We start from the raw sequence: 18,750 nt of genomic DNA, 5'->3' as shown, positions 1-18,750 counted from the left end.
CGAGGTGGGGGCCGAGGCGTTGCGGGAAACGCCGCGTGGCGGGTGGACGCGGCGCACGGGCCACTGGCAAACCAGTGGCCCGTCGCGTTTGATAGGCAGGCTGAAGGTTCGGGAAGCGCGATGGACGAGGCAATCCGGCATGTGGTGATCGTGGGCGGCGGCTCGGCCGGCTGGCTGACGGCCGGACTGATCGCCGCCGAGCATCGCGATCGCCACGGCCCCACGCTGCGGGTGAGCGTGCTCGAGTCGCCCGACGTGCCGGCGATCGGCGTCGGCGAGGGCACCTGGCCGACCATGCGCGACACGCTGCGCCGGATCGGCGTGGGCGAGGCGGACTTCGTCCGCGCCTGCGATGCGACCTTCAAGCAGGGCTCGCAGTTCGTCGGCTGGGTCGACGGCGGCGCGCACGATCGCTACACCCATCCCTTCACCCTGCCCAAGGGCTACGGCGAGACGCAGCTGGCCGTGGCCTGGGCGGCGCAGGGCGCTGTGCCCTTCGCGCACCTGGCCTGCTTCCAGCCGCATCTGTGCGACGCCGGGCGCGGGCCCAAGCAGTTCGCGACCCCCGAGTTCGCCGCGGTCGCCAACTACGCCTATCACCTGGACGCGACCCGGCTCGGCGCCTTCCTGCGCCAGCACTGCGTCGAACGCCTCGGCGTGCGGCACATCGTCGGCCACATGGACGCGGTGCTCAGCCACGAGAACGGCGATATCGCCGCGCTGGCGGTGCGCGACCAGCCCGCGCTCGAGGGCGACCTGTTCGTGGACTGCACCGGCCTGCGCGCGCTGCTGCTGGGCGCGCACTACGGCATCGCACCGGTCGGCGTCTCGGACACGCTGTTCAACGACCGCGCCTTGGCCCTGCAGGTGCCCTACGCCGATCCGGACGCGCCGATCGCGTGCCAGACACTGTCCACGGCGCAGCGCGCCGGCTGGATCTGGGACATCGGCCTGTCGGCGCGGCGCGGCGTGGGCCATGTGTACAGCAGCGCGTTCACCTCCGACGAGGAGGCCGAGGCGGATCTGCGGGCCTATGTCGAAGCCACCGGCGGCCCCGCCGCGGCGACGCTGCCGCCGGCGCGGCGCATCGATCTCCAGCCGGGCTATCGGCCCACGCCCTGGCATCGCAATTGCGTGGCGGTCGGCCTGGCCAGCGGCTTCGTCGAGCCGCTGGAGGCCTCCTCGCTGGTGCTGGTCGAACTGGCGGCCGCGCGCCTGGCCGACGAGATGCCGGCCACGCGCGCCGACATGGACCTGCTGGCCGCGCGTTTCAACGAGACCTTCGCCTACCGCTGGCAGCGCGTGATCGAGTTCCTCAAGCTGCACTACGTGCTCAGCCGCCGGACGATGCCCTACTGGCGGGCGCATCGCGAGGACGCCAGCGTGCCGCCGCGCCTGCGGGAGCTGCTGCAGCTGTGGCGCCACCAGTCGCCCTCGCGCAGCGATTTTCCGCGCAGCGAGGAGATCTTTCCTTCGGCCAGCTGGCAGTACATCCTCTACGGCATGGGCGTGCGTCCGGAACCCCGCCCCGCGCGGCGCTCGGAAGACCTGCAGGCCGCGCAGGCCTGTTTCGCCGAGAGCGCGGCGCTGGTGCAGCGCATGCTGCCGGCGCTGCCCAGCCACCGTGCGCTGGTCGAGCACATCAAGGCCCACGGCCTGCCCCGCCTTTGATCCTCAGGAATGCCGATGCCGCGCCACGCCCTGCTCAACAACATCGATCATCGCGACCTGCGCGTGTCCACCCGCCACGGCGCGGGGGTGGACGATGCGGCGATGTCCGTGGTGACCTTCCCGGGCGAGTTTCGCGCGCTGCAGGCCTATTACCCGATCGTGTTCCAGAAGGACGCGCAGGGCCGCTTCCATCCGCTGGCGCTGCTGGGCCTGCAGCCGGGGCAGAACCTGTTCCTGCGCGGCGATCGCTGGGATGCCCACTATGTGCCGATGGCGGTCGAGCGCCAGCCGTTCGCGATCGGGCACGACGCGCAGGGCGAACCGATGCTGCATGTCGACCTGGAGCATCCGCGCATCGATCCGCAGGGCGAGCCGCTGTTCCTCGAACACGGCGGCCACGCGCCGCTGCTGCAGCACATGGTCGCGCTGCTGCGCACCCTGCACGACGGGCTGGCCGGCAACGACGCCTTCATCCAGGCCCTGCTGTCGCATGAACTGCTGGAGTCCTTCGTGCTGGACGTGAAGCTGACGGGCGGCCAGCCGCTTCAGCTGCGCGGCTTCTACACCATCCACGAGGAGCGCCTGCGCGCGCTGGACGGCGCGGCGCTGCAGGCGCTGGCGCATGCGGGCCATCTGGAGCCGATCTACATGGCGCTGGCCTCGATGACGCACCTGCGCGACCTGATCGGCCGCCTCGAGCAGGGCGCGTGATGCAGCCCGCCACGCCGCGCCCGATCGAGGAGCGCCACGGCCTGCGCGCCGACACGCTCGGCCCCGAGCTGCTGGCCTCCGACCGGCCGCTGGTGCTGCGCGGCGTGGTGGCCGACTGGCCCATGGCCCGGGCCGGTGCGGCGTCGGCGCAGGAGGCGGTGGCCTATCTGCGCCGCTTCGCGCGCCCCGACCCGGTGGTCGCCACCGTGGCCGCGCCCGAGACCGGCGGCCGGTTCTTCTATACCGACGGGCAGCAGGGCTTCAATTTCCGCCAGGAGCGCGTGCCGCTGCCGGTGGTGCTGGACACGCTGCTGGGCTACCTGCAGGACCCCGCGCCGCCGGCGATCTACGTCGGCTCGACGACGATCGATACCTGGCTGCCGGGCTTCCGCGCCGAGAACGATCTGGACCTGGGCGCGCATGTGCCGCTGGCCAGCATCTGGATCGGCAACCGCACCAGCATCGCCGCCCACCAGGACGTGCCCGACAACATCGCGTGCGTGGTGGCGGGTCGCCGCCGGGTCACGCTGTTCCCGCCGGAGCAGCTGGCCAATCTGTACATCGGCCCGCTGGATCGCACGCCGGCGGGGCAGGCGATCAGCCTGGTGGACTTCGCCGATCCCGACTACCAGGCCCATCCGCGCTTCGCCGAGGCGCTGCGCCATGCGCAGGTCGCGGTGCTGGAGCCGGGCGACGCGGTGCTGATCCCTTCGCTGTGGTGGCACCACATGGAAGGCCTGGCCCCGTTCAACATCCTGGTGAACTACTGGTGGCGGCGCAGCCCGGCCTACATGGATTCGCCGATGAACGCGCTGATGCTGGCGCTGCTGAGCGTGCGCGACCTGCCGGCGCACGAGCGCGAGCACTGGCGCGAGGTGTTCCGCCACTACGTGTTCGACGCCGACGCCGAGACGGTGGCGCATATCGCGCCCGAGGCGCGCGGCGCGCTGGCGCCGATGGACGACACCCGCGCGCGCGAGCTGCGCGCGCGCCTGCTGCAGCGGCTCAACCGCTGAGCGCCGCAAAGGATCGAACCGCATGACGGACAGTTCCCAGCCCCGCCCGGTCAAGCGCGTGGTCATCGCCGGCGGCGGCACCGCCGGCTGGATGGCCGCCGCGGCCCTCTCGCGCACCCTGGGCAAGGTGCTGGACATCACCCTGGTCGAGTCCGAGGAGATCGGCACGGTCGGCGTGGGCGAGGCCACCATCCCCACGCTGGTCACCTTCCATCGCCTGCTGGACATCGACGAGCAGGCGTTCATGGCTGCCACCGGCGCCACGATCAAGCTCGGCATCCAGTTCGAGGGCTGGCGCGAGCCGGGCCAGGACTACATCCACTCCTTCGGTACCACCGGCAAGGACCACTGGAGCGCGGGCTTCCAGCACTTCTGGATGAAGGGCCGCCAGCGCGGGCTGGCGCGCGACTACGGCGACTACTGCCTGGAGCTGCGCGCCGCGCAGGAGCAGCGCTTCGCCCACTTGGCGCGCAACGGCATGAACTACGCCTTCCACCTCGATGCCGGGCTGTACGCGCGCTTCCTGCGCCGTTTCAGCGAGGGCTTCGGCGCCCGCCGCATCGAAGGGAAGATCGCCGCCGTGCAGACCAGCGCGCAGGGCGACATCGCCGCGCTGGTGATGGAGGACGGCACGCGCGTGGAGGGTGATCTGTTCATCGACTGCACCGGCTTCCGCTCGCTGCTGCTGGGGCAGACGCTGGGGGTCGCCTTCGAGGACTGGTCGCACTGGCTGTTCGCCGATAGCGCGCTGGCCGTACAGACCGAATCGGTGGGCCCGCCGGTGCCGTACACGCGCTCGATGGCCGGCGCGGCCGGCTGGCAGTGGCGCATCCCGCTGCAGCACCGCGTCGGCAACGGCATCGTCTATTCCAGCCGCTTCATGGACCAGGAGGCCGCGCGCGCGGCGCTGCTGGGCAACCTGGAAGCGCCGCCGCTGTTCGAGCCGCGCCTGCTGCGCTTCACCCCCGGCCAGCGTCGGGTCACCTGGCAGCGCAACTGCGTGGCGCTGGGCCTGGCCAGCGGCTTCCTGGAGCCGCTGGAGTCGACCAACATCCATCTGGTCTCGCGCAACCTCACCCGGCTGCTGCAGTGCTTCCCACACGTGATCCGGCAGGTGGACATCGACGAGTACAACGCGCAGACCGAGGCCGAGATGATCCACATCCGCGACTTCGTGATCCTGCATTACCACGTCACCCGCCGCCGCGACACGCCGTTCTGGCAGGCCTGCGCGCAGATGGACATCCCCGCCACGCTGCGGCACCGGATCGACCTGTTCGCGCAGACCGGGCGCGTGTTCCATGTGCCCAACGAGCTGTTCGCCGAGAACTCCTGGATCCAGGTGATGCTGGGCCAGGGCATCGCACCCGCGCAGTACCACCCGGTCGCCGACCTGATGGACGACGCCGAGCTGGCGCGCTTCCTGGACGGCATCCACCAGCAGGTCGAACAGACCGTGGCCCGCCTGCCGACGCACGCCGACTACCTGCGCAGCTACTGCGCCCAGGCGCGCCCCGCGGTGGCCTGAGCCGCGGCCCTCAACGCCCCTGCCAGCGCGACGGCGCGCTCGGTGGGAGCCGGCCTGCCGGCGATGAGGCGTTCCCGGCAAAGCCCCTCGCCGCCATGGCGGCTCCCACGGGGCAACTTGCGCCTTCCGGAAGCGGCCGGCAGCGCCTGCTGTGGTGGGAGCCGGCATGCCGGCGATAGGGCTTTCCCGGTAGACCTCCCACCTTCTCCGCGCCTTTCTCAAGGCCTGAGGACGGCCCCGGTAGAATGGGCGGGCAATGGATGTCTCCCACCTGCTCGACGATCTCAATCCGGCCCAGCGCGAGGCCGTGTCCGCCCCTTCCGGGCATTACCTGGTGCTGGCCGGTGCCGGCTCGGGCAAGACGCGGGTGCTCACCCACCGCATTGCCTGGCTGAACGAGGTCCTGGGCGTGCCCACCCACGGCATCCTGGCGGTGACCTTCACCAACAAGGCCGCCGCCGAGATGCGCCAGCGCACCGATGCGCAGCTGCGCAACGGCAGCCGCGGCATGTGGATCGGCACCTTCCATGGCCTGGCCCACCGCCTGCTGCGCCTGCATTTCAACGAAGCGCGCCTGCCCGAAGGCTTCCAGGTGCTGGACTCCGACGACCAGCAGCGCCTGGTCAAGCGCGTGGCCCAGGCGCTGGAACTGGACGAGGGCAAGTACCCGCCGCGCCAGATCGCCTGGTGGATCAACCAGCAGAAGGACGAAGGCCGCCGCCCCCAGCACATCCAGCCCGAGGGCCGCGACGAATGGCTCAGCGCCATGGTCGCCGCCTACACCGAATACCAGGCGCGCTGCGACCGCGCCGGCCTGGTGGATTTCGCCGAGCTGCTGCTGCGCGCGCACGAACTGCTGCGCGACACCCCGGCGCTGCTGGCGCATTACCGGCGCCGCTTCGGCCAGCTGCTGGTGGACGAGTTCCAGGACACCAACGCCATCCAGTACGGCTTCATCCGCCTGCTGGCCGGCGACAGCGGGCAGGTGTTCGTGGTCGGCGACGACGACCAGGCCATCTACGGCTGGCGCGGGGCCAAGGTGGAGAACGTGCAGCGCTTCCTCACCGACTTCCCTGGCGCCCAGACCATCCGCCTGGAGCAGAACTACCGCTCCACCGCCAACATCCTGGGCGCGGCCAACGCGGTGATCGCGCACAACCCCGACCGCATCGGCAAGCAGCTGTGGACCGATGCCGGCCAGGGCGACCCGATCGACCTCTACGCGGCCTACAACGAGGTCGACGAGGCGCGCTACGTGGTCGAGCGCGCGCGCCAGTGGGTGCGCGAGGGCGGCAGCTACGGCGAGGTCGCCGTGCTCTATCGCAGCAACGCCCAGTCGCGCGCGCTGGAAGAGGCCCTGCTGGCCGAACAGGTGCCGTATCGCGTCTATGGCGGCATGCGCTTCTTCGAGCGCGCCGAGGTCAAGGATGCGCTGGCCTACCTGCGCCTGGTCGCCAACCGCGCCGACGACGCTGCGTTCGAGCGCGCGGTCAACACGCCGCCACGCGGCATCGGCGAGCGCACTCTGGACGAGGTGCGGCGCGTGGCCCGCGGCGCGTCGCTGTCGCTGTGGGACGCCGCGCGCCAGGCCGCGCAGGGCGGCGACCTGGCCGGGCGCGCGCGCAACGCGCTGGCCGCGTTCGTGCAGCTGATCCAGGCGTTGGGCGAGGAGACCGCCGCGCTGGACCTGAAGGACAAGATCGACCACGTGCTGGCACGCTCGGCGCTGCGCGAGCACTGGGCCCGCGAGAACAAGGGCGGGCTGGACGCCGAGTCGCGCACCGAGAACCTGGACGAACTGGTCTCGGTGGCCTCGCGCTTCGCCCGCGCCGAGGTCAATCCGCTGGAGCTGGACGACACGCCCGATGCGGCGCAGAGCATGGACGAGCTGGTGGCGTTCCTGTCCTATGCGGCGCTGGAGGCCGGCGAAGGCCAGGCCCAGGCCGGTGAGGACGGCGTGCAGCTGATGACGCTGCACTCGGCCAAGGGGCTGGAGTTCCCGCTGGTGTTCCTGGTCGGGCTGGAGGATGGGCTGTTCCCCAGCGCGCGTTCGGTCGAGGAGCCGGGCAAGCTGGAGGAGGAGCGTCGCCTGGCCTATGTAGGCATCACCCGCGCGCGGCAGAAGCTGGTGCTGGCCTACGCCGAGTCGCGCCGCATCCACGGCATGGACAACTACAACGTGCCCTCGCGCTTCCTGCGCGAGATCCCGCGCGAGCTGCTCAACGAGGTGCGGCCCAAGGTGCAGGTGTCGCGCGCCGCGTCGCTGGGCGCGGTCCGGGGCGGTGCCGGCCATGCGCCGCTGGAGGTGCCGGCGCTCAAGCTGGGCGCCAACGTGTCGCACCCGAAGTTCGGGGCCGGAGTGGTCATCGACTACGAAGGCGCGGGCGCGCACGCGCGCGTCCAGGTGCAGTTCGACGAAGGCGCCAAGTGGCTGGTGCTGGCCTACGCGAATCTGTCGCCGGCTTGAGGCGTTGGGCCCTGCTTGGCGGTTTGGAGTCGTTGAGAAATTCCCTATCGTCGTTCCCGCGAAAGCGGGAACCCAGTGGCTTTCGCGTCAATTTTTGAAGCAAAGGCTTTCGTGCCGCTTCGCGGCCCGACCTACCTTTCTTTGCTTGTGCAAAGAAAGGTAGGCCAAAGAAAGCACACCCGGGCGGCACGCCTGCGCTATGCGCAGGTCCGCTGCGGGCCGAGGGATTTTTCGAAGGGACATCCTGTCCCCTCGAAAAACGCCGCACATCCATGTGCGGCGCCCTGCGGGTCTTGTCCTCGGCCCTCCGCCGTGCCTCACGGGGAGGTGAGAGCCAAAGCCAAAGCCAGAGCCAGAGCCAGAGCCAGAGCCAGAGCCAGAGCCAGAGCTAGAGCTAGAGCTAGAGCAAAGCTAAAGCAGAGCTAAAGCAGAGCTAAAGCAGAGCTAAAGCAGAGCTAGAGCAGAGCTAGAGCAGAGCTGGAGCAAGCGCCGGACGGTTTCGGGGGGTGGGCCTCGGCGGGCGTTGTGAGCCAGCGCTCGACGGAGTGGCCTTCAACCGAAGCGGCCGTCTTGCTTTGTGGTGCCGCCGGGGGGGGCTGGAAGGGGCGACTTCTTTGTGTGCCTTTGATCGCGATCAAGGCGGAGGAGGCGTGTGCGCGCTTGAATGGGACTTCACCGCAACGCGTGGAGGGTCCCATGTACCAACGCATTCTGATTGCCATCGATGGTTCCGCGCTGTCCCTGCGCGGCCTGGACCAGGGACTGGGACTGGCCGCGCGCCTGGGGGCCAAGGTGGACATCCTGACCGTCTCCGAGCCGTGGGCCGGCGGCATGGTCGACGCGCAGGGCTGGGTGGTGGGTTATGAATCCGGCCCCGAGTACCGCGCCGAGCGCGAGCAGGCCGCCAATGCCATCCTGCAGCCGGCGCTGGACCGGGCCGAGCTGATGGACGTGGAGGCCGAGCCGATCCACGTGCTGGACCGCTACGCCGCCGACGGCATCCTCGAAACCATGGCCGCGCGCGGCAGCGACCTGGTGGTGATGGCCTCGCATGGCCGTCGCGGGATGACCCGGGTGCTGCTGGGCAGCCAGACCGCCGAGGTCCTGACCCGCAGCACGGTGCCGGTGCTGGTGGTGCGCTGACCGGGCACGCCGCGCCGTGGCGGCCGACGTGCAGGGACTCCCGCTTCGGGCGCGGCGCGCCCAGCCGGGGTGGATGGGAAGCAGTCCTCGTCATCCTCGCGGAGGCGGGGATCCACTGACGTTGGTCCAGATCGCGGCAGTCCTGGCGGCGGCACGGTCAAAAGGGCCGGCGCCGCAACGCTTTGCATCCCGTCCAGGGCCCGCGGCCCGGGCCGCCTGCCGCACGTGCCGCGGTTCGCGCCGAGGCCGCTTTGCCGACATCCTCGGGCTCACGCGCGCAACCCAGGGACGCGTGCTGACGAGCCCGCGGGCGCGCCGAACGGTTCCGCGCGGCTCAGTAAACCTTGCGTTCGGCCGCCGGCGGCGGACTGAACTGATACAGCCAGGTCTCGCTCAACGATCCGTTGGTGTCCTTGAGGTACAGGCGCAGGTCGATCTGGCTGCTGTCGTCCTTGTCCGGCACCACGTCGAACATCACCCGGTAGCCGTGCAACTCGCGCAGCGGGCGGCACGACACCGTCTCCAGCGTTCCGCCGCGGATCTCCAGCGCCGGATCGACCTTGGCGTTGGCCGCTTCCAGCGCGGCCAGCTTGCCGCCGACGAAGTCCACCGCGAAGCGCTGCGACCACTTGCTGCGCTTCTGCCCCACCACGCCGCCCAGGCCGGTGCGGGTGGCCACGCAGTGCGCCTGCGGCGGCTGCGAGGGCGCGGCCGAGCCCCAGAACAGCTTGTAGCCGTACAGCAGCTCCTGGCCGGCCTGCGGCTTTTCCTTGGGATTCCAGAACGCCACGATGTTGTCGAAGGTCTCATCGACCGTCGGGATCTCGACCAGCTGCACCGAGCCGGCGCCCCAGCCGGCCTTGGGCTCGATCCACAGGCACGGGCGCTTCTCGTAGAACACGCCATCGTCCTGGTAGTGGTCGAAGTCGCGGTCGCGCTGGAGCAGGCCGAAGCCCTTGGGATCGTTGTCAGCGAAGGCGTTGAAGCGCAGCTGCGGCGGGTTGGTCAGCGGGCGCCAGATCCACTCGCCGCTGCCGGTGTGCAGGGCCAGGCCATCGGTGTCGTGGATCTCCGGGCGCCAGTCCCAGGCCATGCGGCGGTCGTTCTCGCCGGTCTGGTACATGCTGGTGCACGGCGCCAGGCCCAGGCGCTCGATGCTGGTGCGCGGATAGAGCGCGCAATCGATGTCCATCAGCAGCGGCTCGCCCGGCGTCAGCGCGAAGCGGTAGGCGCCGGCCACGCTGGGCGAATCCAGCAGGCCATAGACCACCAGCGTGTTGGAGCCCTTGGCCGGGCGCTCCAGGTAATAGGCGACGAAATCCGGGAACTCCTCCGGCTTGCCCATGCCCGTGTCGATGGCCAGGCCGCGCGCGGACTGGCCGTACTGGCCCTCCTTGCCGACCGCGCGGAAGTAGCTGGCGCCCAGGAACGCGGCGAAGTCGCGGTTCGGGTCGTCCTTGGTGTTGAGGCGGAAGCCGGCGAAGCCGAGCGTGTCCGGCAGCCGCGCCTTGGCCAGACCGCTGTCGCCGTAGTCGAACATGCCGGCGTTGTACTTGATCTCGCGCGCCTGGCCATCGGCGACCTCGTGCATGGTCACCGGCCGCTTGAAGTACAGGCCCATGTGGAAGAACTGGGCCAGGAAGGCATCGTCCTGACCGGTCCACAGCGCGTGGTCCTTGCGGTAGCGGATGGCCTGGTAGTGGTCCCAGCTGATCCCGTCCAGGGCCGCCGGCAGCGGCCCGCCATGCGGCTTGTACGGCGCGCTGGCCAGCGCCCGCGCCTGGCCCTTCAGGCTGGCGTAGTCGAAGGGCTGGGCCGGGCCGAACACCAGGTTGGACCTGCCCGGCGCGGCCAGGGCCGCCTGCGAGGCCAGCAGCGAGGGGGGCAGGCCCAGGGCGGCCAGGGTCCCGGCGGCGCGGGTGAGGAATTGACGTCGGATCATGCAGGCTTCGGGGCGGCAACCAAGGGGAGTCGCACAGATGCTAAGCGTTGTGGCGTCGGCGGTCTGCTGACAAAGGCGCCAAACGCGCCCCCGCCCATTCATCTTCACATCGGTTCACGGAAAATTTACATCTTTAACGGTCCACTTGCGGCGTGCTCCAGAGCACGCGTTTCGCGTGTCGGGTCGCAGTCCAGGTGGGATGGGGCGGCGCGCGACGGACGGGAAGCAGGCGGATGCTGTCGCATTAATTTATGTAGAGTCCGGGTGAAGACCCGGGTTTCCCGTCACCTTCACCATACCCCCATGTCCGTGTCCTTTCGGTCGCAGTGGCTGGATTGGCGTCTGCCGTTGCTGACGCTGGTCGTCCTGCTCATCGTCATCCTCCCGACGCTGCTCCTGCAGCAGCTGTTCGCGTCCACGCTCAACGCGGCGGCGTGGGTCACCCACACCCATCAGGTCGAGTCGCAGGTCAACGCGCTGACGGTGGAGCTGCGCGAGGCCGAGGAGTGCAGCCTGCTGCTGGCGATGGGGGCGGAGGCCACGGTCGCGCGCGAGCGGCTGAAGGCCGCCCCGGCCGTCCTGGGCCGCATGCTCGATCAGCTCCAGGCCCTGACCCAGGACAATCCCGACACCCAGGTCCGGGTGGGCCGCCTGCGCGAGATCGCGACCCGGCGCGTCACGCTGGCGACCGAACTCCCGGACAGCACCGGCCCGCGTCGGGCCCAGATCCTCAAGCTGCTCGCCAACGACCTGCCCGCCCACCCGGTGCTGCAGGAGCTGCTGCACGACGAACAGCGGATGAAGGCCCAGCGCGAACGCGACTTCCAGGACCGGCGCGAACAGGTGCGCTGGCTGAGCCTGGGCGCGATGGTGCTGCAGCTGCTGCTGCTGGTGCTGATCATCTGGCTGCTGGCGCGGCAGATGGGCCAGCGGCTGTCGGCCGAACAGGCCAGCTCGCGCGCCGACGCGCGCGCCGCCTCGGTGCTGCAGACCGTGCGCGAGCCGATCGTGGTGCTCGACCGTGAGCAGCGCGTGCTGCTGCACAACGCCGCCTTCGCCGAGCTGTACGCCATCGACGAGGACGTCCTGGCGCAGCGCCATCCGCGCCTGGACGAGCTCAGCGAGGCCTGGGACGACGAGGTGGTGCGCCAGCGCCTGGCCGACGTGCTGGCGCGCGGGCGCGAGCTGTGGGACTACGAGGTCCAGCAGCTGACCCGCGGCAGCGTGCAGCGCACCCTGCTGCTCAACGCCCGGCGCATGGCCCTGCCCGACGGCGGCGACGATGCGGTGCTGATGACGCTCAGCGACATCACCACGCAGAAGACCAGCCAGCAGCGCATCATCGACCTCAACCGCCAGCTGGAAGGCAAGATCGAGCAGGTCTCGGACGTCAACCGCGAGCTGGAAGCCTTCAGCTACTCGGTCTCCCACGACCTGCGCGCGCCGCTGCGCCACGTGTCCGGCTTCGCCGACAAGCTGTCCCGGCACCTGGGCGAGGAGGCCGACGAGCGCAGCCGCCACTACCTGCAGGTGATCGGCGACTCGGCGCGGCGCATGTCGGCGCTGATCGACGACCTGCTGGTGTACTCGCGCCTGGGCCGCAGCGCGCTGCGCCTGCAGGCGGTGGACATGCAGTCGCTGGTGGCCGAGACGCGCTCGATGCTCGATGCGCAGGTCAGCGCGGACAAGCACGCGCTGCCGCTGCGCGTGGACTGGGACATCGACCCGCTGCCGATCCTGGTGGGCGACGAGAACATGCTGCGCCAGGTCTGGCAGAACCTGCTGGGCAACGCGGTCAAGTACAGCGGCAAGCGCGAGGTCGCCCACATCCAGATCGGCTACCGCCTGGAAGGCGAAGGCGAGCATCACTTCTGGGTGCGCGATAATGGCGCCGGTTTCGACATGGCCTACGCCGGCAAGCTGTTCGGCGTGTTCCAGCGGCTGCACAAATCCAGCGAGTACGCCGGCACGGGCATCGGCCTGGCCAGCGTGCGCCGCGTCGTGACGCGCCATGGCGGCCGCGTCTGGGCCGAAGCCGAGCCCGACCAGGGCGCCACGTTCCATTTCGTCATCCCCAGCTCGCCGGACGATGCCTTCGTCCCGCGCGGGCCCACCCCTGCCGAGTTCCTGTCATGAGTACCCCGATCCGCACCATCCTGCTGGCCGAAGACAGCATCGCCGACGCCGAAATGGCCATCGACGCGCTGCGCGAGGCCAACCTGGCCAACCCCATCGTGCACGTGGAGGACGGCGTGGAGGCGCTGGACTACCTGCTGCGCCGCGGCGCCCACGCCGAGCGCCCGGAGGGCCTGCCGGCCGTGCTGCTGCTGGACATCAAGATGCCGCGCATGGACGGGCTGGAAGTGCTGCGCGCGATCCGGTCCGACGAGACGCTCAAGGCGCTGCCGGTGGTGATCCTGTCGTCCTCGCGCGAGGAGAGCGATCTGGTGCGCAGCTGGGATCTGGGCGCCAACGCCTATGTGGTCAAGCCGGTGGACATCGACCAGTTCTTCACCGCGGTCAAGGCCCTGGGCACGTTCTGGGCCGTGTTCAACGAAGCGCCGGGCCAGGCCTGAACGGCATGCCGCTGAGCGCCGCCCCGATCGGTCCGGTCCGTGTCCTGCTGGTGGAGGACTCCCCGGAGGACGCGGAGCTGACGTCCATGCAGCTGGTGGACGCGGGGCTGGAGGCCGAGTTCGAGCGGGTCGACACCGAGGACGGGCTGGTGCGCGCGCTGGCCGTGTTCAAGCCGGACCTGGTGCTGTCGGATCTGAGCATGCCGGGCTTCTCCGGCCACCAGGCGCTGCAGCTGGTGCGCGCGCACCGGCCGCCGATCCCCTTCATCTTCGTCTCCGGCACGATGGGCGAGGAGACCGCGGTGCAGGCGCTGCGCGAAGGCGCGGCCGACTACATCCTCAAGGACAAGACCGCGCGGCTGCCGTCGGCCGCCGCGCGCGCCATCCGCGAGGCGCGCAGCGAACAGGAGCGCGCGCGGGTGGAGAAGGAGCTGCTGCGCTCGCAGCGGCTGGATTCGATGGCGATGCTGGCCGCCGGCCTGAGCCATGACTTGCGCAACATCCTGCAGCCGCTGCTGATCGTGCCCGACCTGCTGGCCATCCACAGCGACAACCCCAAGGTCCACAAGCTGGGCGAGGTGATCGCCGAGTCCGGCCGCCGCGGCCACGAGATGGCCGAGTCGATGCTGTCCTTCGTGCGCGGCGCGCGCAAGGCGCGCGAGCACGTCGCGGTGGGCGAACTGTTCCAGGCCGTGCAGGTCCTGCTGCAGGGCACGCTGCCGGACAACGTGCGCCTGGACCTGCAGCCGCCGGCCACCCAGTTGCAGATCGACGCCAACTACGTCGAGCTGCAGCAGGTGCTGATCAACCTGTGCCTCAATGCGATCCAGGCCATGCCGACCGGCGGCACGCTGACCCTGTCGGCGCGCCCGGTCGAGGAAGGCGTGTGCATCGTCGTGGCCGACCAGGGCATCGGCATGGATGCCAAGACGCGCAGCCAGCTGTTCACCCCGTTCTTCACCACCAAGACCGAAGGCACCGGCCTGGGCCTGATGTCCTGCCTGCGCATCGTCGAGCAGTACCAGGGCCGCATCGAGGTGGACAGCACGCCGGGCGAGGGCACGACGTTCTCGGTGGTGCTGCCGGTCACCGGCGGCGCCGCGCCGCAGCCCAGCGTGCCGGCCCCGGGTCAGGGCCAGCGCATCCTGCTGGTCGATGGCGACAGCACGCGCCAGTCGCTGCTGCGCAATGCGCTGGAGAGCCAGGGCTACGCGCCGGCCACCGCGCCGGATGGCGCCTATGCGCTGCGCGCGGCGGTGGTGGATGGCATGCCCGAGCTGTTCATCATCGACAGCGACTTCGTCCTGCTGCCGGCCACCGCGCTGGTGCAGGCGCTGGTCCAGCGCGGCTACCGCGGACCGGTGCTGCTGCTGCAGGATCCCGCGCGTCCGTTCGACCGCGCCGAACTGCCGCCCGGGCTGCGCGCGCAGTTCCTCGACAAGCCGCTGGAGATGGGCCGGTTCTTCCACGCGGTCGCCGAGGCGCTGCAGCCCGCCGACGGCTGAGCCGGGGCGGGCATGACCGACAAGCCGTTCGCGCCGTCCTGCGCGCGCAACCGCGATCCGATCCTGGCCGTGCTGGGGCCGCTGCTGGCCCACGCGCGCAGCGTGCTGGAGATCGGCAGCGGCACCGGCCAGCACGCGGTGCATTTCGCCGCCGCGCTGCCGCACCTGTCCTGGCAGACCAGCGAGCGCGCCGAACACCTGCCGGGCATCCGCGCATGGCTGGACGAGGCGGCGCTGCCCAACACCCCGCCGCCGCTGGAACTGGACGTGGCGCGCGGACCGTGGCCGCGGCGTACCTTCGATGCGGTGTTCACCGCCAACACGCTGCACATCATGGGCTGGCCGCAGGTGGAGGCGTGCATGGCCGGGCTGTCGGAGGTGCTGGACGCGGCCGGGGTGCTGGCGGTGTACGGGCCGTTCAACGCAGGCGGGGCGTTCACCAGCGACAGCAACGCGCAGTTCGACCAGTGGCTGAAGGCGCGCGATCCGGCGAGCGGGATCCGCGATTTCGAGGCGGTCGATGCGCTGGCGCGCGGCATCGGGCTGCGACTGGAGGCCGATCACGCGCTGCCGGCGAACAATCGGCTGCTGGTGTGGCGACGGGGGTAGGGCGTTTGCCCCCTCCCTTGGGCCGTAGGCCGAGGGGAGCTCGAAGTCGCGGCCAGCGACTGAGGGAGGCGCGCTCTTCGCGGGAACGTCAAAAGCAAAAGCACCCCCTCCCAGCCTCCCCCTTCGCTGCGCGAAAGGGGAGGGGCCTTGAAGCTAGAGCCAGAGCAACAGCAACTGCAACGCGAATGCTTCAGGCCGTCATTCCCGCGAAGGCGGGAATCCAGCGCTTTTGCGCTTGACGCGGCGTGTCGCGCGCAGGCCTCCGACGGCACGGCGCCCGGTGCGACATCGCATCCCGGGCTCCCACGGCGGCCCGCTGCTTACAATCGACGCCGGCAATGGCAGCGACGGAGAAACGCATGCGACGCAAGCTGGCGGGATTCCTGATGGCCTCGATGACTTGGGTGGCGCAGGCGCAGCAGCCGACCGTCGATGCGGGCGCGCCCAGCGACGCCGATCGCGCCACCTACGCCAGCTGCATGGCGCGCACGCGAGCGGGCGCCGCGGGGATCGAGCCTGCCGCGTTCGATCGCTTCATGGCCGGCGTGGTGCCGGACATGAGCGTGCTGCCGCTGCTGGACAGCCAGCCCGAGTTCTCCACGCCGATCTGGGACTACCTGGCGCCCCTGGTCGACGCCCAGCGCATCGCCGATGGCCAGGCGCTGCTGGTCCAGCACGCGGACGTGCTGGCGCGCGTGGCCCAGGCCAGCGGCGTGGACGCCGCCACGGTGGTCGCCGTCTGGGGCGTGGAAAGCGACTATGGCCGCGTGCAGGGCAAGCGGCCGCTGCTGGTGTCGCTGTCCACGCTGTCGTGCTTCGGCCGCCGCCAGGCGTTCTTCCGCGGCGAACTGCTGGCCACGCTGGGGCTGCTGCAGTCGGGCGACCTGACGCCCGATGGGCTGACCGGCTCATGGGCCGGCGCGTTCGGGCAGACCCAGTTCATGCCCAGCACCTACCAGCGCATCGCGGTGGATGGCGACGGCGACGGCCGCCGCGACCTGGTCCACAGCGTGCCCGACGCGCTGGCGTCCACGGCCAACTATCTCGACCGCGCCGGCTGGCAGCCGGGCCAGCCGTGGGGCTTCGAGGTGCGTGTGCCAGCGGGCTGGGACGCCGCGCGCGCCGGGCGCAAGAACAAGCGCCCGCTGCGCGAGTGGGTCGCCGCGGGCATCACCCGCGCGGACGGCAGCCCGATCGCGGCCGACGACACGCCGGCCGCGCTGCTGCTGCCGGCCGGCGTGGCCGGGCCGGCGTTCCTGGTGTTCCGCAACTTCGATGCGATCTACAGCTACAACGCGGCCGAGAGCTATGCCCTGGCCATCGCGCTGCTGTCCGACCGCCTGCGCGGCGGCGGCCCGCTGGCCGCGTCCTGGCCGACCGACGATCCGGCGCTGGACCGCGCGCAGCGCAGGGACCTGCAGCTCCTGCTGCTGGCGCGCGGCCACGACATCGGCACGCCGGACGGCCTGGTCGGCGCGCAGACCCGCCGCGCCATCGCCAGTGAGCAGCAGGCGCTGGGCCTGGCGCCGGTCGATGGCCGCGCCGGCCGGAAGATCCTGCAGGCCCTGCGCGCGGCCGGGCCGCCGGTGCTGCTGCCGGCGTCGGCGCAGGGCGCGGCGCCATGACCGCGCCGGCGCAGCGCAATCCCGGCATCGACGCGCTGCGCGGGGTGTCGATCCTGCTGGTGGTCCTGCACCACCTGGCGCTGCGCATCCCGCTGCGCGACACCGCGCTGGCCGACTGGCTGCCGCTGCGCCTGCTGCGCGCGCTGAGCTACAACGGCTATGAGGCGGTGTTCGTGTTCTTCGTCATTTCCGGCTTCCTGATCACGCTGCATGCGGTGCAGCGCTGGTCGTCGCTGGCGCGCATCGACCTGCGCGCGTTCTATGCCCGGCGCGCGGCCCGCATCCTGCCGGCGCTGCTGCTCCTGCTGGCGGTGCTCTCCCTGATGCATGGCCTGGGCGTGCCGAACTTCGTGATCGACAAGCCCGGGCAGTCGCTGGGTGGCGCGCTGTGGTCGGCGCTGACGCTGCAGCTGAACTGGTACGAAGGCCGCACCGGCTGGTTGCCCGGCGGCTGGGACGTGCTGTGGTCGCTGTCGATCGAAGAGGCGTTCTACCTGGCCTTTCCGCTGGTCTGCCTGCTGCTGCGCCGGCGCGCGCTGCTGGTGCCGGCCCTGCTGCTGCTGGCGCTGTCGCTGCCGCTGACCCGCGCGGCGATCGCCGGCAACGAGATCTGGCAGGAGAAGGCCTACCTGCCCGGCTTTTCCGCCATCGCCGTCGGCGTGCTGGCGGCCCTGGCGGCGATGCGTTGGCAGGTGCCGGCCTCCACCGCCCGCGGGCTGCGCGTGCTCGGCGTGGTCGCGCTGGCGGCGGTGATGCTGTACGGCGGCGAGCTGTGGCGCTCGTTCGGCAACGGCTCCATGCTGGTGCTGGTCGGCGGGGCCGGTGCGCTGGTGCTCGGCCTGCACGCGATGCCCGCCCATGCGCCGCTGCGCGCGCTGGCATGGCTGCGCGCCTGGGGCCGGCTCAGCTACGAGCTCTACCTGACGCACATGTTCGTCGTCTTCGCACTGGTCGGGCTGTACCAGGCCCAGGGTGGGCAGGTGCGCGGCGGGGCCTGGTGGTACCTGGCGCTGCTGCCGCTGTGCTGGCTGCTGGCCTGGGCCTTCGCGCGACTGTGGACGCTGCCGGCCGAGCGCTGGCTCAAGCGGCGCTGGCTGCGGCGCGCGCCGGATCGCGAGGGGGAGGCGGCCGCGGTGGCCTGAGCTGGCGCGAGCCCTGCGCCCTTCGCGACGGGCCGCGGCGGTGTATGCCAGCATCCAAGGATGGCGATCTTTTCCCTGCAACAGGTCACCCGCCGCTATGGCCAGGCCCTTGCGCTCGACGGCGTCGACCTCGAGATCGAACAGGGCCGCACCACCGCCCTGATCGGGCCCAGCGGCGCGGGCAAGTCCAGCGTGCTGCGCATGCTGATCGGGCTGGAGTGGCCCGACAGCGGGCAGGTGCGGTTCGAGGGCGCGCCGCTGCAGCGCAAGACCCTGCTGGCGCAGCGCCGGCGCATCGGCTACGTGATCCAGGAAGGCGGCCTGTTCCCGCACCTGAGCGCACGCGACAACGCCGCGCTGCTGGCACGCGCGCTCGGCTGGCCGCGCGCGCGCATCGAGGCGCGCCTGGCCGAGCTGGCCGAGGTCTGCCAGCTGCCGCCCGCGCTGCTGGCGCGCTATCCGGCCGAACTCTCCGGCGGCCAGCGCCAGCGCATGGGGCTGGTGCGCGCGCTGATGCTGGATCCGCCGGTGCTGCTGCTGGACGAGCCGCTGGGCGCGCTCGATCCCATCGTGCGCCACGAACTGCAGACCCAGATACGCGCGTTGATCGCCCAACTGGGCAAGACCGTGGTGCTGGTGACCCACGATGTGGCCGAGGCGGCCTACCTGGCCGACACCCTGGTGCTGATGCGGGCGGGGCGCATCGTCCAGCAGGGCAGCGCCCGGACCTTGCTGGACCGCCCGGCCGAGGACTTCGTCACCCGCTTCATGACCGCCCAGCGCACGCTGGAGGATGCCGCATGAGGCGCGCGTCG

The 18,750-nt window shown here is 70.9% G+C and carries 13 protein-coding genes and 1 pseudogene; 13 read left to right on the top strand and 1 reads right to left on the bottom strand.

Annotation, left to right across the window (positions count from 1 at the left end):
- The first annotated feature begins 120 nt into the window (after positions 1–120).
- The 6 genes from LAJ50_RS18810 (at position 121) to LAJ50_RS18785 (ending at position 8,536) form a co-directional block, all read left to right on the top strand.
- Positions 121–1,671: a tryptophan halogenase family protein gene (locus tag LAJ50_RS18810; protein WP_138653817.1), complete on the top strand. Its 1,551-nt coding sequence runs from the start codon at positions 121–123 to the stop codon at positions 1,669–1,671.
- A gap of 15 nt (positions 1,672–1,686) precedes the next feature.
- Complete coding sequence (locus LAJ50_RS18805) at positions 1,687–2,382, top strand: SapC family protein (protein WP_130552785.1); 696 nt, start codon at positions 1,687–1,689, stop codon at positions 2,380–2,382.
- A complete protein-coding gene (locus LAJ50_RS18800) occupies positions 2,382–3,398 on the top strand; it encodes a cupin-like domain-containing protein (protein WP_138653864.1) in 1,017 nt (338 codons plus the stop codon). Before LAJ50_RS18805 ends, LAJ50_RS18800 begins: the two co-directional genes overlap by 1 nt.
- A gap of 22 nt (positions 3,399–3,420) precedes the next feature.
- Entirely contained in the window at positions 3,421–4,926 is a 1,506-nt protein-coding gene (locus LAJ50_RS18795; RefSeq protein WP_138653815.1) for a tryptophan halogenase family protein, read from the top strand.
- A gap of 256 nt (positions 4,927–5,182) precedes the next feature.
- Positions 5,183–7,393 (top strand): DNA helicase II, encoded by a 2,211-nt coding sequence (gene uvrD / locus LAJ50_RS18790; RefSeq protein ID WP_130552788.1) that lies wholly within the window; start codon positions 5,183–5,185, stop codon positions 7,391–7,393.
- Between the two features lie 696 nt (positions 7,394–8,089).
- On the top strand, positions 8,090–8,536 hold the full coding sequence (locus LAJ50_RS18785; RefSeq protein WP_130552789.1) for a universal stress protein: 447 nt from the start codon (positions 8,090–8,092) through the stop codon (positions 8,534–8,536).
- Between the two features lie 334 nt (positions 8,537–8,870).
- Here the strand turns inward: LAJ50_RS18785 and LAJ50_RS18780 are convergent, their stop codons facing one another.
- Positions 8,871–10,478, bottom strand: a complete 1,608-nt coding sequence (locus LAJ50_RS18780; protein WP_138653813.1) for a glucan biosynthesis protein D — start codon at positions 10,476–10,478, stop codon at positions 8,871–8,873.
- A 303-nt stretch (positions 10,479–10,781) separates the two neighbouring features.
- Here LAJ50_RS18780 and LAJ50_RS18775 point away from each other — a divergent pair, with 303 nt between their 5' ends.
- The 7 genes and pseudogenes from LAJ50_RS18775 (at position 10,782) to LAJ50_RS18745 (ending at position 18,739) form a co-directional block, all read left to right on the top strand.
- Positions 10,782–12,614: an ATP-binding protein gene (locus LAJ50_RS18775; protein WP_138653811.1), complete on the top strand. Its 1,833-nt coding sequence runs from the start codon at positions 10,782–10,784 to the stop codon at positions 12,612–12,614.
- Positions 12,611–13,054: a response regulator gene (locus LAJ50_RS18770; protein WP_138653809.1), complete on the top strand. Its 444-nt coding sequence runs from the start codon at positions 12,611–12,613 to the stop codon at positions 13,052–13,054. The genes LAJ50_RS18775 and LAJ50_RS18770 overlap by 4 nt, the downstream gene beginning before the upstream one ends.
- A 5-nt stretch (positions 13,055–13,059) precedes the next feature.
- A complete protein-coding gene (locus tag LAJ50_RS18765; protein WP_138653807.1) occupies positions 13,060–14,559 on the top strand; it encodes an ATP-binding protein in 1,500 nt (499 codons plus the stop codon).
- 12 nt (positions 14,560–14,571) lie between these two features.
- Positions 14,572–15,168, top strand: coding sequence for a DUF938 domain-containing protein (locus LAJ50_RS18760; protein ID WP_138653805.1), 597 nt, complete (start codon positions 14,572–14,574; stop codon positions 15,166–15,168).
- A 395-nt stretch (positions 15,169–15,563) separates the two neighbouring features.
- Positions 15,564–16,757: pseudogene (locus LAJ50_RS18755) on the top strand (lytic murein transglycosylase); the annotation flags it as partial.
- 32 nt (positions 16,758–16,789) lie between these two features.
- Positions 16,790–17,935 carry an acyltransferase gene (locus LAJ50_RS18750; RefSeq protein ID WP_138653803.1) on the top strand — a complete coding sequence of 382 codons (1,146 nt, stop codon included), beginning with the start codon at positions 16,790–16,792 and terminating at the stop codon, positions 17,933–17,935.
- A 60-nt stretch (positions 17,936–17,995) separates the two neighbouring features.
- Positions 17,996–18,739: an ATP-binding cassette domain-containing protein gene (locus LAJ50_RS18745; RefSeq protein WP_171044623.1), complete on the top strand. Its 744-nt coding sequence runs from the start codon at positions 17,996–17,998 to the stop codon at positions 18,737–18,739.
- The last annotated feature ends 11 nt before the right edge of the window (positions 18,740–18,750 follow it).

Source organism: Pseudoxanthomonas sp. X-1 (assembly GCF_020042665.1).
GTDB classification, from domain to species: domain Bacteria; phylum Pseudomonadota; class Gammaproteobacteria; order Xanthomonadales; family Xanthomonadaceae; genus Pseudoxanthomonas_A; species Pseudoxanthomonas_A spadix_A.
This window is presented reverse-complemented; position numbering and strand designations above follow the sequence as displayed.